A 15,380-nucleotide genomic window follows, 5' to 3' on the forward strand; every position below is an offset into this window, starting at 1 on the left:
GTATTATGGCTATCAAAAAAAATAACAATCAGACAAAAAACATTGATAAAGATATAACCTACTACAAAAAGAAATTTTGGAAAATTTTCTTATATGGAATGGGTGCCATCGGTTTGTTTTTCTTATTTGCTTCATGGGGAATTTTTGGCTCGATGCCTTCGTTTGAAGATTTGGAAAATCCAGATTCAAATTTAGCCACAGAAATCATTTCAGCGGATGGAGTGGTTTTGGGTAAGTATTTTGAAAAAAATAGATCGCAATTAAAATATTCTGACTTACCAAAAAACTTGGTTCAGGCATTGGTAGCTACTGAAGATGCTCGTTTTTATGAACATTCCGGTATTGACGGCAGAGGAACTTTGAGAGCCATTGCAAGTTTAGGAACAAGTGGTGGAGCGAGTACATTGACACAGCAATTAGCCAAACAATTATTTCACGGGGAAGGCTCTAAATTTTTGCCCTTTAGAATTGTACAAAAAATAAAAGAATGGATTATTGCTATTCGATTAGAAAGACAATATACTAAAAATGAAATTATTGCCATGTATTGCAACGTATATGATTTTGGTAATAATTCCGTTGGAGTAAGTTCTGCAGCAAAAACTTATTTTTCAAAAGAACCAAAAAATTTGACCATTGACGAGTCAGCAATATTAGTTGGAATGTTCAAGAATTCCGGTTTATACAATCCGGTAAGAAATCCGGAAGGGGTAAAAAATCGCAGAAATGTGGTGCTTTTACAAATGGAAAAAGGAAATATAATTACCGAAGAACAAAAAGTAAAATTACAAAATCTACCCATTAAATTAAATTTCAAATTAGAAACGCATAAAGACGGTACCGCTACTTATTTCAGAGAATATTTACGTGATTACATGAAAAAATGGGCCGAAGAAAATAAAAAACCGGATGGCTCTGATTATGACATTTACAAAGATGGTTTAAAAATCTATACCACTATAGACTCAAGAATGCAATTGCATGCTGAAGAAGCTGTTTCGGCACACATGGCAAACCTTCAGGAAGAATTTTTTATTCAATCTAAAGGCAATAAAAACGCACCTTTTGTCAACATCTCTTCAGTAGAAACACAACGAATTCTCAACCAGGCTATGAAATCTTCACACCGTTGGGAGGTTATGAAAGCAAATGATAAAAGTGATGAAGAAATTATAAAATCGTTCAGCGAAAAAGCAAAAATGACTGTCTTTTCTTGGAAAGGAGAAAGAGACACGATCATGACTCCATTAGATTCCATTCGTTATTACAAACACTTTTTACAATCCGGATTGATGGCTATGGAACCTCAAACAGGAAATGTAAAAGCCTGGGTAGGCGGAATTAACTATAAATATTTTCAATACGATCACGTAGGACAAGGAGCAAGACAAGTAGGATCAACGTTTAAACCCTTTGTATACGCCACAGCTATTGAGCAATTAAACATGTCACCCTGCGATTCTATTCTAGATGGTCCTTTTATGATTCGAAAAGGACGCCATCATGTTACCGAGGACTGGGAACCAAAAAACTCCGACAATAGATACCGCGGAATGGTTACCTTAAAACGAGGTTTGGCGAACTCTATAAACACCGTATCAGCAAAGTTAATTGACAAAACTGGCCCAGAAGCGGTTGTAGAATTAACCCATAAATTAGGAGTAAAATCCGAAATTCCGGTACAGCCTTCCATTGCTTTAGGAGCTGTAGAAATAACCGTTGAGGACATGGTAGCCGCTTATAGCACCTTTGCCAATCAAGGGGTTTACATGAAACCGCAATTTATAACAAGAATTGAAGATAAAAGTGGCGTAATAATCTACGAACCAATACCGGAATCACATGATGTTTTGAATAAAGACATCGCTTTTGCAGTCATCAAATTATTAGAAGGTGTTACCGAAGGCGGTTCAGGTGATCGTTTGCGCACAACAGGTGGCGGAAGCGGTGACAACCGTTGGACCGGTTATCCGTATTCATTCAGAAATCCTATTGCAGGTAAAACAGGTACCACTCAAAACCAGTCTGATGGTTGGTTTATGGGAATGGTTCCTAATCTTGTAACTGGAGTTTGGGTAGGCTGCGAGGATCGTTCGGCTCGTTTCAAAAGCATTACCTATGGTCAAGGGGCAACTGCAGCACTTCCTGTTTGGGGTTATTTCATGAAACTTTGTTATGCTGATCCAGGTCTTCACGTATCCAAAAGCGATTTTGACAGACCCACAAATCTTTCCATAAAAGTAGATTGTTATACGCCTCGAGCCGTTGTAAAAGACACTACCGATCTCCAACAAGACACAGAAGAATTTGAATTGTAAAATTTTTATTAGGAGCTATTCCAGCTGTACACTGTATCTTTCTAGTGCTGAATTTGTTTCAGAACATTGAAACAAATTCACCACTAAAAAGGATGCCGTTCCCATCTGGGCTAAAAAACACACTATGATCAATAAAAAAGTAAATACCGTTCAAGAGGCACTTCAAGGAATTGAAAACGGAATGACCATAATGCTTGGCGGTTTTGGACTATGTGGAATCCCAGAAAACTCCATCGCCGAATTAGTAAAAAAAGAAAACAAGGATTTAACCTGTATTTCCAACAATGCTGGTGTTGATAATTTTGGTCTTGGGTTGCTTTTACAAAAACGTCAAATCAAGAAAATGATTTCTTCCTATGTAGGAGAAAATGCTGAATTTGAACGTCAAATGCTTTCCGGTGAACTTGAAGTAGATCTAATTCCACAAGGAACTCTTGCGGAACGTTGTCGTGCAGCACAAGCTGGAATTCCTGCTTTTTTCACACCTGCCGGTTTTGGAACTGAAGTAGCCGAAGGTAAGGAAACACGCGAATTCAATGGAAAAATGCATGTTATGGAATTGGCCTTCAAAGCTGATTTTGCCATTATAAAAGCATGGAAAGGTGACGAATCCGGAAACTTAATATTCAAAGGAACTGCAAGAAACTTCAATCCTTGTATGGCCGGAGCAGCAAAAATTACTGTTGCCGAAGTAGAAGAATTATTGCCTGCAGGAAGTTTAGATCCAAATGAAATTCATATTCCAGGGATACTTGTAAATAGAATTTTTCAAGGCGTGAATTATGAAAAAAGAATTGAACAAAGAACGGTTCGTGCAAAAAATGAAACAATTTAGCAATTTTTCAATATAACAATTAATAAAAAATGGATAAAGAGAATATCGTTGTTTCTAAATCCATTGATTTTGCATTAGGTATTATAGCTTTTTGTGAAATATTAGAAAATAAACGCAAATTTATTATTGCCAATCAACTATTAAAATCAGAAACAAGTATAGGCGCTAATATTCATGAAGCACAGAATGCAGAAAGCTGAGCGGATTTTATTCATAAAATTAAAATTGCTGCTAAAGAACTAGAGGAAACAAAATACTGGCTTCTGCTTTGTGAAAAAGCAACCTCGTATCCTTTTGATGAAAGCCTAAAAATTCAAATTAATGAATTAGGATTAATAGTTTACAAAATCCTAAGCACTAGTAAAAAATAATAAGTAACATTGTCAAAATTGAAATATTGTTATATTTATAAATTGATACATTAAGATATGGCTTTAGATAAAAATCAAATTGCAAAACGAATTGCAAAAGAATTAAAACACAACTATTACGTGAATCTCGGAATCGGAATTCCAACATTAGTGGCTAATTATATTCCAGAAGGAATTGACGTTGAATTTCAAAGCGAAAACGGAATTCTCGGTATGGGTCCATTCCCTTTTGAAGGCAATGAAGATGCTGATTTAATCAACGCAGGAAAACAAACCATAACTACTTTGCCCGGAGCCAGTTTCTTCGACTCCGCATTCAGTTTTGGAATGATACGTGGGCAACATGTTGACTTAACTATCCTTGGTGCTATGGAAGTTGCCGAAAATGGTGATATTGCCAATTGGAAAATTCCTGGCAAAATGGTTAAAGGCATGGGTGGTGCGATGGATTTAGTGGCTTCAGCCGAGAATATTATTGTAGCCATGATGCACGTTAACAAAGCCGGTGAATCTAAAATACTTAAAAAATGTACGTTGCCATTAACGGGTGTAGGTTGCGTTAAAAAAGTAGTTACTGAATTAGCCGTTTTAGAAATAACGCCGCAAGGATTTAAATTATTGGAACGCGCACCAGGTGTAACCGTAGCACATATTATCGCTTCTACCGAAGCCGATTTGATTATTGAAGGCGACATTCCAGAAATGGAGATTGATTAACACCTGCGCTTAAAACACACAAAAACCACAATCCCAAATAAGTATAGAGATTGTGGTTTTTTTATACGCTGATATGCAACTCCATCCAGAAATCAAATGGCTTCAAAAATCTTTATTCTTAAAAGAACCAACTTGCCACAAAAATAGCCGTAACCACACAAATCAAATCGACTATAAGCATCGTTCCAAGTGCATAACGCGTGTTTTTAATATTTACTGAACCAAAATAAACGGCTATCACATAAAAAGTACTTTCGGCACTACATTGAAAAATACTACTTAATCTTGCTGTTAAGGAATCGGCACCAAAAGTATTCATAGAATCAATCAAAAATCCTCTTGATCCTGCAGAACTAAAGGGACGAAGTAGGGCAACTGGCAAGGCATCCGTAATTTGTTTATTTACGCCCATATTAGAAAAAATGAAAGCGATCCAATTGCTAATAATTTCAAATAAACCACTGTTTCTAAATAAAGAAATGGCAACCAGCATTCCCAATACATAAGGAAAAATAGTCACTCCCGTTTTTACACCATTATTTGCTCCTACCACAAAAGAATCAAACACAGTTGTACTTGCGGCAGCAAATTTCTTCTCATTAAGAAAGGAAAAAATCAAGGTAAAAGCTATAATTCCAATTAATATTAAAGCAGAAAGATTAGCCGTGAAATAGTTTTTCCCAATTAAATCCAAATGATTTACATACATCAACAAACCAACAATTGCAGCTATTAATGTTATCAATACGATCACCAAAGAAGCACTTTTGAAATTGATTTTTTGTTTTATTCCAACAATTAAAAAGGCTGCAATCGTACCGATAAAAGAAGTGATAATACAAGGCAACATCACATCAGCAGGATTGCTTGCATTTGCAGCAGCACGGTATCCTATAATAGAAGTAGCGATTAAAGTAAGACCCGAAGCATGCAAACACATGAACATAATTTGTGCATCACTGGCCTTGTCTTTATCTGGATTTATTTCTTGTAAACTCTCCATCGCTTTTAGACCAAAAGGAGTTGCAGCAGAATCTAATCCTAAGAAATTAGCAGCAAAATTTAAAGTCATATAAGAAATTGAAGGATGGTTTTTGGGAATACTCGGAAACACTTTTACAAATACAGGACTCAATGCTTTAGCTAATTTTCCAGAGGCTCCTGAAATGATTAAAAGTTCCATTAATCCACAGAAAAAAGCCAAATAAGCAATAAGCGGAATGATTAAATCCAGCAAAGTACTTTTACAAGTTGGCAATAAACCATCTGATTTTTGAACACCACTATATATTTTTACCGTTTTGTTTTTATAAACATAAGTCGTATCCGCATTCAGCGTATCACGATTGATAATCATGGTTTGTTTTGGTGCTTTTTTGATGCTGTCTTTAATAAAGGCAGGAAGTTGTTCTGCAAATTTCTCCGAAATCAGAATTGGATCATCTTTCTTTCCATTCAAAACATAATCAATGGTATAGGTATTGGCAGTAAACAAACTGAAAACAATAAAAATAATAGACGAAATAAAAATAACCAACCAAAATCTACTCAATACCATAATTTATAATTTTTGTAAATATAATAAATCAATGACAATAGCAATACCAAAAAGACAAGGTCAAATACAAAATCTAGATCTTTTGCCCAAGCATTGATTTTGAAATTGCCTTTGATTTTTTTTAAACATGAATAATTTCCTCCTCAATCAACAATTCTTCTCGTCGTAATCGCAAGAAAATCTGTGCTACGGCAATGGTGTCTTTCTCACAATAAGTTACAATGCGATCAATGTCTTTATCTACATAAAAAACATGTCCCACTTGACTGCCGTCAATATCACCTTTTGGAGAAGGGATTCCAAGCACTTTACACATTAATTTTAAAGAAGTATAATGTTTATAATCCCCAAATTTCCAAAGTTCTAATGTATCTAAATGTGGAATTTCCCAAGGTTTTTTTCCAAATAAATTCAGTTTGTTGGGGATGGCAATTTGGTTGATAATCATACGTCGGGCAATGAAAGGAATGTCGAACTCCTTGGCATTATGACCACACAAAACGTGTTGAGGCTGGTTAAAATGATTGTTAAGCAGATTGATAAAATCGTATAAAATTTTCTTTTCTTCTCCAAAAAAAGAAGTCACTCTAAAATTCCGAATGTCGCTTTTAATCGTAAAATACCCCACTGAAATACAGACAATTTTGCCAAATTCGGCCCAAATTCCGGCTCGGTCATAAAAATCTTCCGGAGTGTATTCGTCTTTGCGCTGGTATTGAGTTTTGTGTTCCCAAAGGTCTTTCATTTCAGCATCCAATTCATTGAAATCAGCTACTTCAGGAACCGTTTCAATATCAAGAAATAATATGTTATTGAGGTGAATTTTATCTATCATAATTCAGATTTTGTTTGACTTTTTAGATTTTAGACATTTTAGATTGTTAACTTATCAGACTTACTTGATCTTTTAAAATCTAACTTGTCTGCTCGCCAAAAAACCTATGATATCTGTTTAAAACAAACTTTGTTGTGTCGTTGGATTCTCATGTTCCAATAGCCATTTTTTTCGCCACAATCCGCCTGCATATCCTGTGAGTGAACCATCAGTTCCAATAACTCGATGGCAGGGAACGACAATCCAAAGCGGGTTTTTTCCATTGGCAGAAGCCACTGCTCGAATCGCTTTGACATCACCTAATTTTTTGGATAAATCCATATAACTACAGGTTTTCCCAAATGGAATTTCCAATAATCCTTTCCACACTTTTTGTTGAAAATCAGTTCCTTTAGGATTCAGTTCAAAGTCAAAATCGGTTCTTTTCCCCTCGAAATAATTGTTGAGTTGCGAGACCGCTTCTTGTAAAACAGTTGGGATTATTGTTGAAACAGTTCCTGCATCAGTAACTGAAATCACCGAAATACCATTTTCATCGCCACTAATTGTTGCCATTCCTAAAGGAGTTTTGATGTAAGCTGTTTCCATATTTTAAAGATAAAAAAATTAACCACAATGTTCATGAAGAATACACAAAGTTCGTAAAGAAATAAAAACTTCTATTGTATTAGAAATAAAAAAACCATTCGATTACACGAATGGTTCTTGTTTTATAGCCCCGATAAAGATCTATTTCAGATTTGAATACACATACGCTTCTAACGCCTTTAATTCTTCGTCGGTCATTGTTTTTGTAAGGACAATATTTGGTTGCATTAATGCATATTGAGCTGGATCTACAATAGGTTTGCTCTCCCCTTTCAAGAAAGTAACGATATTACCATTTTTTTCTTTGTACATTTTGGCAATGTCTTGTAAACTAGGCCCTATTAACTTTACATCTGTTTTATGACAAGAAACACAAGTCCCTTTTCCTTCAAAAATTTGCTTCCCTAATTGTTCTGGTGTTTGAATTTCTTCTGCCATTCCTTCAGAAGTTGCAGCTTCTGATGCTGTAGGTTCGGCTTGTTTCTCAGCTGGTACAGCTTCTTGTTTTTTACAAGAAAAAGCTAAAAATGCAATTGCAATTATTAATACTTTTTTCATTTTGGTTTTTTTAGTTTTTTCAAAAATAATTTATTTTTTGAAATTAAAATCAAAAAAAAGAATTAAAATTATTAGAATCAAAAAAATCTGAATTTATTTGTTTAAAAGTATAGCAGCTTCTTTGGCAAAATAGGTCGAAATCAAACTTGCCCCTGCTCTTTTAATGCACATTAATTGTTCCATCATGATTTTGTCATGGTCGAGCCAACCTCTATCGGCAGCGGCCTTAATCATTGCATATTCCCCCGAAACATGATACACCGTTACGGGAACATTTACCGCATTTTTCACCTCTCGAACGATGTCTAAATAGGCAATTCCGGGCTTTACCATCACCATATCTGCCCCTTCTTCTACATCCCACAAAGCTTCTTTGATGGCTTCAATGCGATTGGCATAATCCATTTGGTATGTTTTTTTATCTGTTGGAATATCATTTGCGTCAACTGGAGCACTGTCTAATGCATCACGGAACGGTCCGTAAAAAGCTGAAGCGTATTTTGCCGAATAACTCATGATTCCTACGTTATGAAAACCGGCAGCATCTAAACCTTCACGCAAACGCAATACGCGTCCGTCCATCATGTCTGATGGCGCTACAAAATCGGCACCTGCTTGCGCATGAGAAACAGCCATTTTGACTAAGGCATCCACAGTCGAATCATTTTCTATATCACCGTTTGCAATAATCCCGTCATGACCATAAATAGAATAGGGGTCCAAAGCCACATCAGGCATTACAATCATTTCCGGACAAACCGCTTTAATGGCTCGAATGGCATTTTGCATTAATCCGTTTGGATTCCAAGCTTCCAGTCCCGTATTGTCTTTTAAATTCTCGCTTACTTTTACATAAATATTAACCGCACGAATGCCTAAATCGAATAATTCACAGATTTCTTTTACTGTTAAATCGATGGATCTACGAAATATTCCTGGCATGGATGCAATTTCTACCTGAACATTTTCGCCCTCAGCGATAAACATAGGAAACATAAAATCCGATGGACTTAAACTAGTTTCACGAACTAAACTTCGGATGGATTCGTTTGTTCTTAATCTTCTGCCTCTGTGTAATGGGAACATATATTTTTGTTTAAAGTTTCAGGTTTAAAAGTGTGAAATTAAACCCATTTAAAATTTAAAATTCGGAATTTAAAATAAATCTAAAGCCAATCTCTAGGATTCTCTAATACGTTTACTAGTTTTTCTTCTTCGCTTCCCGCTTCGGGATGGTGGTCGTAGACCCATTGCACGTTTGGTGGTAAACTCATTAGGATACTTTCGATTCTTCCGTTGGTTTTTAAACCAAATAAAGTTCCTTTGTCATGAACCAAATTGAACTCTACATAACGACCGCGGCGGATTTCCTGCCACGTTCTTTGTTCGGGAGTATAGGCTAAATCTTTTCTTTTTTCTACAATTGGAACGTATGCGTCAAGGAAACTGTTCCCCACTTCTGAAACGTAATTGAACCAATCTTGCATACTCATTTCTGGAGTTTCTTTGCAATAATCGAAAAACAACCCGCCGATTCCTCGTGATTCATTTCTGTGAGCGTTCCAGAAATAGGCGTCACATTGTTTCTTATATTTTGGATAAAACTCGGAATTGTGTTTATCACAAGCGGTTTTACAGGTTTGATGAAAATGGATTGCATCTTCTTCAAACAAATAATACGGTGTTAAATCTTGTCCGCCACCAAACCATTGCTGGATTACATTTTCGTTGTCATCGTACATTTCGAAATAACGCCAATTGGCATGAACGGTTGGCACCATTGGGTTTTTTGGATGCATTACCAAACTTAATCCACAGGCAAAAAAATCAGCTGCGCCCACATTAAACATTTTTTGCATGGCTTCGGGTAATTTCCCGTGTACTGCCGAAATATTAACACCGCCTTTTTCGAAAACAGTTCCGTTTTCGATCACGCGGGTTCTTCCTCCTCCGCCTTCCGGACGTTCCCAAAGGTCTTCACGAAATTTGGCTTGGCCTTCAACTGCTTCCAATCCTTTACAGATTTGATCTTGGAGGTTTTGTATGTAGGTGTAAAATTGCTGTTTCATTGATTTTTATCAAGTTTTTTTAATTGATATCCTAAGACAATGCCACTTAATAACGTTGGAATAAATCCAAAAAACATTATCCAAAACATTGGTTTAATATAATAATCAAATAAAGATTTAAGTAAATCACCATTTTTTAAATAACTTGGAAAACCTTCCTCCAAAAAACCGACACTAGAACCAATCAGAGTTCCTACAATTAAAACTAAAAAAATTGCTAAAATTCCATGAACTATTTTTAAAGTTCCTTTTTTCTCTTTTATGATATTTAGTTTGTTTCCAATTATATATCCAATAAAATAGAGTCCTATTACTCCAAAAAGCAAGTTCATTTTCAAATCATAAATAAATCTAATTGTATTTTTAAAATCAAAATCTATAATTGCAGAAAATATTAAAAATGCAATTAATAAATTTATACTAATTATCAAAAAAAAATATTTGGTTGATTTTGTCAAAACTTCTTTTTTGAATTACTGATTATACTCCTTCACTGCATCAATAAACGCTTTGGCGTGATCCACAGGAATATTGGGTAAAATACCATGACCTAAATTCACGATGTATTTGTCTTTTCCAAATTCGTCAATCATTTCATGAACCATTTTCTTAATCACTGGAATTGGAGACAACAATCTGGAAGGGTCAAAATTTCCTTGCAACGTAATGTTTCCACCAGACAAGTATCTTGCATTTCTTGGAGAACAAGTCCAGTCAACACCTAATGCTGAAGCTCTACTTTTTCCCATTTCGTTTAATGCAAACCAACATCCTTTTCCGAAAACAATTACCGGTGCATCATCTGCCAAAGCTTCAATGATTTGGTTGATGTATTTCCAAGAGAATTCCTGATAATCCACTGGAGATAACATTCCGCCCCATGAGTCAAAAATTTGAACGGCATTTACTCCCGCTTTTACTTTTTCTTTCAAGTACATGATAGTAGTGTCCGTAATTTTTTGCAATAAAATATGCGCTGCTTCTGGATGTTGGAAACAAAATCCTTTGGCCATATCAAAACTCTTAGAACCTTTCCCTTCCACTGCATAACACATAATTGTCCAAGGAGAACCTGCAAAACCAATTAACGGCACTTCATCATTAAGCATTTCTTTGGTCAATTTGATTGCGTCAAAAACGTATCCTAATGTTTCATGAACATCTGGAACGATAACTTTCTCCACATCCTGAATCGTACGAATAGGATTTGGTAAAAACGGACCAAAGTTTTCTTTCATCAATACTTCAATTCCCATTGCTTGTGGAATTACCAAAATATCCGAAAACAAAATCGCAGCATCCGGAGCAATTCTTCGTATTGGTTGTACGGTGATTTCAGCAGCTAATTCTGGCGTTTGACAACGTGTGAAAAAATCGTACTTATCTCGCAAAGCGATAAATTCCGGTAAATATCTTCCTGCTTGACGCATCATCCAAACTGGTGGACGTTGTACTGTTTCTCCTTTTAGTGCTCTTAAAAATAGGTCGTTTTTGATCATTTATTTAAATTTTAGCAGATTGCTAGATGCTTTCCGGTGTATAATATTCAATAACTTCCTCAATCACCTCTTCGATAGTTGGTGTTTCGGCAATTACTATGTTTTTAATTTTCTTTGTTTCTAATGCTGATGCTGTGGTGTTGCCTACGCAAAAACAAACTTCATTCTTGATTTTATTATTTGTCAAATAACTTTCAACGGCAGATGGGCTAAAAAACATGATTCCGTCAAAATTTTCTTGGTCTGATATTTTAAAGGGAGCAAGTGTTGTTTGATACACTTCGATTTCGTTAAAAGTTATTCCTGCGCTTTTTAATGCTTCAGGCAACGTTTCTTTACGCAAATTTCCGCTCAAAAAAGTATAGCTTTCCTTATTGTAAATTAAAGTGATTATTTCGGCTAATTCTGAGGCGTAATCCAAATACACATCAACTGTAAAACCATGTAATTCAAGTAATTCTTTGGTTTTGATCCCTACACAAAAAACAGGTTTAGTCTTTAAAACTTCCCAACCGTTTTGTTCAATCAAACTTAAAACAGCATTTTGGCTACTAAAAATCAAGTTGTTGTTGATAGTCTTCAGTTCAAAAAGGTTGTTTTTTATTTCGATAAAATCTTGTTCTAAAAGATCAAAATTAGCATCAATTAATACTTGCCTTTGTTCTGCCGACAATGTTTTGGTGGATAAAATACTTGTTTGGCTCATTATTTCTTCAAATTATTTTTAATTTCTCTCATCAATTCTGCTCCCCCATTCTCTAAAATCTCTTGAGCTGATGCGAATCCTAATTTTTTCCATTCTTGCAAGGGAACCGTTTTTTCTATTTCGATTTTCTGCTTGCCATCAATAGAAAATAAAACGCCTTTAAACACTATTTCATCTTCTATAAATACTGCCAAAGCGCCAATTGGTGCCGTACAACCCCCTTCGAGCGTTTTTAGAAACTGTCTTTCGATATGCGTACATACTTCAGTTTCGATATCATTCAATTCAGAAACGGCTTCTCTGCAAAACTCATCATTTACCATGGCTACAATCACCATAGCGCCTTGAGCCGGTGCTGGAATCATCCAATCCAGATCGATATAATTGGAAGGTTTCAAATTGATTCTTTCCAATCCTGCTGCCGCAAAAATTGCTCCATTCCAATCGCTGTCCTGCAATTTCTGCAATCTCGTATTGACGTTTCCACGCAAATCGACTACATTGTGATTGGGGTATTTATTAAGCCATTGTGCCTGACGACGCAAACTTCCTGTAGCAATTGTACCTTTTCCATTAAGAAAATCAAGGTTTCCTTTGTGAACTAGGATATCTAACGTATTGGCTCTTTCCAAAACTGCTGCTTGTACAATTCCTATTGGTAAAGCCGTAGGAACATCTTTCATCGAATGCACCGCTATATCAACCTGACCATTGATCATGGCGATATCCAGCGTTTTAGTAAAAATTCCTGTGATTCCTAATTCGTAGAGTGGTTTGTCGAGAAGAATATCTCCTTGTGATTTTACCGCTATGATTTCGGTTTTGTATCCTAAATCGTTTAATCTTTTTTCGACAGTATGGGCTTGCCAAAGCGCGAGTTCACTATCGCGGGTTCCTATGCGTATGGTTTTATTCATTATTTTGTAGTCACTCCAATTTTAAAAACTTTTTCAATCCATTCGATGCTTTCATCTACCATAGTGTCATCATCTTTCAAATGATTGGCAAAGTGTGTCGTTATTTTTTGGATGATTCGGTTGCTGATGATTTCCGCTTGCTCTTCATTGAAATTTGAAATTTTCTTACTTTGAAAATCCAATTCAGATGTTTTTATCGCATTCAACTTTGCTTTTAAAGCATTGATTGTCGGTGCAAATTTTCTGCCTTTGGTCCATGTAATAAATTCTTCTTTTATTTCTTCTATGATTGCTTCTGCTGCAGGAACGTGTTTTTTTCTGTTTTCTAAAGTTTCATCTGTTAGTTGCGACAAATAATCCATGTGAATTAGCGTAACACCTTCAATTTCTTCCACATCTTCATTCACATTTTTCGGAATGGATAAATCCAGAATCAGTAACGGTTTCTTCAAATTCAGAATTGCTTTATCGACCGTAGGGTTTTGAGCGCCAGTAGCCACGACAACAACATCAGCTTTTTGCAGCTCCAGATGCAATTCCGAATAGTCTTTTACGATTAGATTCAATTTCCCGGCTAGCGCCTCTGCTTTGGCTTTGGTTCTGTTAATTAAAGTAATATGCTCGTTTTTAGTGTGTTTTACTAAATTCTCACAGGTGTTTCTACCAATTTTTCCAGTACCAAATAATAGGATATTTTTATTTCCAATGTCTTCTACATTCTTAAAAATATATTGAACCGCCGCAAAAGAAACCGAAGTAGCCCCAGAGCTGATCTCCGTATCGGTTTTTATTTTTTTACTGGCTTGTATAACGGCATTCACCAATCTTTCCATAAAAGTATTGGCTAAACCTGCAGCTTTTGATTGTGCAAAACTGGATTTTATTTGAGCAATAATTTCGAAATCCCCTAGGATTTGACTGTCTAAACCGGTTCCTACACGAAACAAATGACTAATCGCTTCTTGGTTTTTATAAACAAAGCCTACTTTTTGAAATTCTTCAACAGAACCTTGACTATTCTCGCAAATTAATTTGATTAATTGAAAAGGATGTTCCGCATACCCATAAATTTCAGTACGGTTGCAGGTAGAAGTAACTATTAAACTTTCTATTCCTTCATTCTTAGCTTGTTCCAGTAAACGCGTTTTTGCAGCTACGTCTAAACTAAACTTACCTCTAATCTCAGCATCCGCTTTTTTATAACTCAATCCAACTGCGTAAAAATAGTGATGCTTTGATGTAATATTTTTTTCCATATTTGTACTTTTCCAGAAAGTGGAACAAAATTATCACTATACTATTTATAAAAGTAACGCTAGAAGTTCTTTTTGTGTCGCTAAGTGATTTTTTAGTACTAAATGCTTATTTTATGGTAAAAAAATCTATTTTTGTAGTGAAAACAAGTTGTTTGAAGCACTTTATCTAGAATCGTTCTAAATAAAATAACTTGATAAATATCATTTTCATTTTAAAAAAATATCGCTATGGGTTCTCAGGAAATTATAAAAATTGAGGATGATTTTACCCTGATTCGTTTTCAAAATGATAGTATTGATACTTTCAATGCACAACGCGAAGTAGGCAGCGGTTTGATTCAGTTCCATTTTGGATTAAAAGGGAGTGCCAAGTTCATCTTCAATCAGGGTAATTATGCTTTGGAATTGAAAGAAGAAAAATCATTACTTTTATACAATCCTCAGAAAGAATTGCCTTTAAATCTGGAATTAGCGCCAAATTCCTGGGTGATTTCTGTGATTATATCTATTAAAAAATTTCACGCCTTGTTTTCGACAGAAGCGGATTATATCACTTTTTTAAGTGCCGACAATAAGGACAAGAAATATTATAATGAAGGCAACATCAGTCCCTCGATGGCAATTGTTTTATCTCAATTGTTTCATTACAATTTGCATCCGTCCATAAAAAACTTGTATTACAAAGGCAAAGGATATGAATTATTGAGTCTGTATTTCAATAGAACCGAAGATCCAAATGCAGAACAATGTCCGTTTCTAATTGACGAAGATAATGTCATGAAAATTAAAAAAGCCAAAGAAATCATCATTGCCAAAATGGCCGAACCGCCAGGATTACAGGAATTGGCGGATGAAATAGGTTTGAATCTTAAGAAACTAAAAATGGGTTTCAAACAAATTTATGGTGATACGGTTTATGGATTCCTATTTGACTATAAAATGGATTTTGCCCGAAAATTACTAGATAGCGGCTCCTATAATGTAAACGAGGTCGGATTAAAAATTGGCTACAGCACCGGAAGTCATTTTATAGCGGCTTTCAAAAAGAAATTTGCAACCACGCCAAAGAAATATTTGATGTCAATCAACCCAAATATGCAATAAAGAATTGATTTTTTATATTAAACAATAAATAAAAAATAGTTAATCCCAA

Annotated in this window: 15 protein-coding genes and 1 pseudogene; 5 read left to right on the top strand and 11 right to left on the bottom strand. The window is 35.3% G+C overall.

Going from position 1 to position 15,380, the window contains the following annotated elements; translation table 11 throughout:
* The first annotated feature begins 5 nt into the window (after window positions 1-5).
* From ACM55G_RS01585 to ACM55G_RS01600, 4 genes and pseudogenes are all read left to right on the top strand, one after another.
* The gene (locus ACM55G_RS01585; protein ID WP_416842150.1) at window positions 6-2,318 is read left to right on the top strand and encodes a penicillin-binding protein 1A; all 2,313 of its coding nucleotides are present in this window, start codon (window positions 6-8) and stop codon (window positions 2,316-2,318) included.
* Window positions 2,319-2,442: 124 nt separating this feature from the next.
* A complete protein-coding gene (locus ACM55G_RS01590) occupies window positions 2,443-3,153 on the top strand; it encodes a CoA transferase subunit A (protein WP_416842151.1) in 711 nt (236 codons plus the stop codon).
* Between the two features lie 29 nt (window positions 3,154-3,182).
* A pseudogene (locus ACM55G_RS01595) lies at window positions 3,183-3,524 on the top strand (four helix bundle protein).
* A 57-nt stretch (window positions 3,525-3,581) separates the two neighbouring features.
* Window positions 3,582-4,241 carry a CoA transferase subunit B gene (locus ACM55G_RS01600; RefSeq protein WP_416842152.1) on the top strand — a complete coding sequence of 220 codons (660 nt, stop codon included), beginning with the start codon at window positions 3,582-3,584 and terminating at the stop codon, window positions 4,239-4,241.
* Between the two features lie 118 nt (window positions 4,242-4,359).
* Here the strand turns inward: ACM55G_RS01600 and ACM55G_RS01605 are convergent, their stop codons facing one another.
* The 11 genes from ACM55G_RS01605 to hemA all read right to left on the bottom strand — a co-directional run bounded on the left by ACM55G_RS01605 (window position 4,360) and on the right by hemA (window position 14,227).
* The gene (locus ACM55G_RS01605; protein ID WP_416842153.1) at window positions 4,360-5,799 is read right to left on the bottom strand and encodes a nucleoside recognition domain-containing protein; all 1,440 of its coding nucleotides are present in this window, start codon (window positions 5,797-5,799) and stop codon (window positions 4,360-4,362) included.
* A gap of 121 nt (window positions 5,800-5,920) precedes the next feature.
* Window positions 5,921-6,634, bottom strand: a complete 714-nt coding sequence (locus ACM55G_RS01610) for a 3'-5' exonuclease (RefSeq protein WP_416842154.1) — start codon at window positions 6,632-6,634, stop codon at window positions 5,921-5,923.
* Between the two features lie 117 nt (window positions 6,635-6,751).
* Window positions 6,752-7,222, bottom strand: a complete 471-nt coding sequence (locus ACM55G_RS01615; protein WP_416842155.1) for a methylated-DNA--[protein]-cysteine S-methyltransferase — start codon at window positions 7,220-7,222, stop codon at window positions 6,752-6,754.
* 141 nt (window positions 7,223-7,363) lie between these two features.
* Complete coding sequence (locus ACM55G_RS01620; RefSeq protein WP_416842156.1) at window positions 7,364-7,780, bottom strand: c-type cytochrome; 417 nt, start codon at window positions 7,778-7,780, stop codon at window positions 7,364-7,366.
* Between the two features lie 93 nt (window positions 7,781-7,873).
* Window positions 7,874-8,866, bottom strand: a complete 993-nt coding sequence (hemB, locus tag ACM55G_RS01625) for a porphobilinogen synthase (protein ID WP_416842157.1) — start codon at window positions 8,864-8,866, stop codon at window positions 7,874-7,876.
* Window positions 8,867-8,946: 80 nt separating this feature from the next.
* Entirely contained in the window at window positions 8,947-9,849 is a 903-nt protein-coding gene (hemF, locus tag ACM55G_RS01630) for an oxygen-dependent coproporphyrinogen oxidase (RefSeq protein ID WP_416842158.1), read from the bottom strand.
* Window positions 9,846-10,307, bottom strand: coding sequence for a hypothetical protein (locus tag ACM55G_RS01635; protein ID WP_416842159.1), 462 nt, complete (start codon window positions 10,305-10,307; stop codon window positions 9,846-9,848). Before ACM55G_RS01635 ends, hemF begins: the two co-directional genes overlap by 4 nt.
* Before the next feature lie 15 nt (window positions 10,308-10,322).
* Complete coding sequence (gene hemE, locus ACM55G_RS01640) at window positions 10,323-11,348, bottom strand: uroporphyrinogen decarboxylase (RefSeq protein ID WP_416842160.1); 1,026 nt, start codon at window positions 11,346-11,348, stop codon at window positions 10,323-10,325.
* A 22-nt stretch (window positions 11,349-11,370) separates the two neighbouring features.
* Window positions 11,371-12,054 (bottom strand): uroporphyrinogen-III synthase, encoded by a 684-nt coding sequence (locus ACM55G_RS01645; protein ID WP_416842162.1) that lies wholly within the window; start codon window positions 12,052-12,054, stop codon window positions 11,371-11,373.
* Window positions 12,054-12,974, bottom strand: a complete 921-nt coding sequence (hemC, locus tag ACM55G_RS01650; protein ID WP_416842768.1) for a hydroxymethylbilane synthase — start codon at window positions 12,972-12,974, stop codon at window positions 12,054-12,056. The genes ACM55G_RS01645 and hemC overlap by 1 nt, the downstream gene beginning before the upstream one ends.
* Window positions 12,971-14,227, bottom strand: a complete 1,257-nt coding sequence (hemA, locus tag ACM55G_RS01655; protein ID WP_416842163.1) for a glutamyl-tRNA reductase — start codon at window positions 14,225-14,227, stop codon at window positions 12,971-12,973. The genes hemC and hemA overlap by 4 nt, the downstream gene beginning before the upstream one ends.
* Before the next feature lie 228 nt (window positions 14,228-14,455).
* On the opposite strand from hemA, the gene ACM55G_RS01660 reads away from it, so the two are divergent.
* On the top strand, window positions 14,456-15,331 hold the full coding sequence (locus tag ACM55G_RS01660; RefSeq protein WP_416842164.1) for a helix-turn-helix domain-containing protein: 876 nt from the start codon (window positions 14,456-14,458) through the stop codon (window positions 15,329-15,331).
* Window positions 15,332-15,380 lie beyond the last annotated feature (49 nt).

Source organism: Flavobacterium algoriphilum (assembly GCF_048158655.1).
Taxonomy (GTDB): domain Bacteria; phylum Bacteroidota; class Bacteroidia; order Flavobacteriales; family Flavobacteriaceae; genus Flavobacterium; species Flavobacterium algoriphilum.

Bases quoted from the DNA above. Each gene is read 5' to 3' on its own strand.
- ACM55G_RS01585 (WP_416842150.1), top strand. From the start codon at position 6: ATGGCTATCAAAAAAAATAACAATCAGACAAAAAACATTGATAAAGAT.
- ACM55G_RS01590 (WP_416842151.1), top strand. From the start codon at position 2,443: ATGATCAATAAAAAAGTAAATACCGTTCAAGAGGCACTTCAAGGAATT.
- ACM55G_RS01600 (WP_416842152.1), top strand. From the start codon at position 3,582: ATGGCTTTAGATAAAAATCAAATTGCAAAACGAATTGCAAAAGAATTA.
- ACM55G_RS01605 (WP_416842153.1), bottom strand. From the start codon at position 5,799: ATGGTATTGAGTAGATTTTGGTTGGTTATTTTTATTTCGTCTATTATT.
- ACM55G_RS01610 (WP_416842154.1), bottom strand. From the start codon at position 6,634: ATGATAGATAAAATTCACCTCAATAACATATTATTTCTTGATATTGAA.
- ACM55G_RS01615 (WP_416842155.1), bottom strand. From the start codon at position 7,222: ATGGAAACAGCTTACATCAAAACTCCTTTAGGAATGGCAACAATTAGT.
- ACM55G_RS01620 (WP_416842156.1), bottom strand. From the start codon at position 7,780: ATGAAAAAAGTATTAATAATTGCAATTGCATTTTTAGCTTTTTCTTGT.
- hemB (WP_416842157.1), bottom strand. From the start codon at position 8,866: ATGTTCCCATTACACAGAGGCAGAAGATTAAGAACAAACGAATCCATC.
- hemF (WP_416842158.1), bottom strand. From the start codon at position 9,849: ATGAAACAGCAATTTTACACCTACATACAAAACCTCCAAGATCAAATC.
- hemE (WP_416842160.1), bottom strand. From the start codon at position 11,348: ATGATCAAAAACGACCTATTTTTAAGAGCACTAAAAGGAGAAACAGTA.
- ACM55G_RS01645 (WP_416842162.1), bottom strand. From the start codon at position 12,054: ATGAGCCAAACAAGTATTTTATCCACCAAAACATTGTCGGCAGAACAA.
- hemA (WP_416842163.1), bottom strand. From the start codon at position 14,227: ATGGAAAAAAATATTACATCAAAGCATCACTATTTTTACGCAGTTGGA.
- ACM55G_RS01660 (WP_416842164.1), top strand. From the start codon at position 14,456: ATGGGTTCTCAGGAAATTATAAAAATTGAGGATGATTTTACCCTGATT.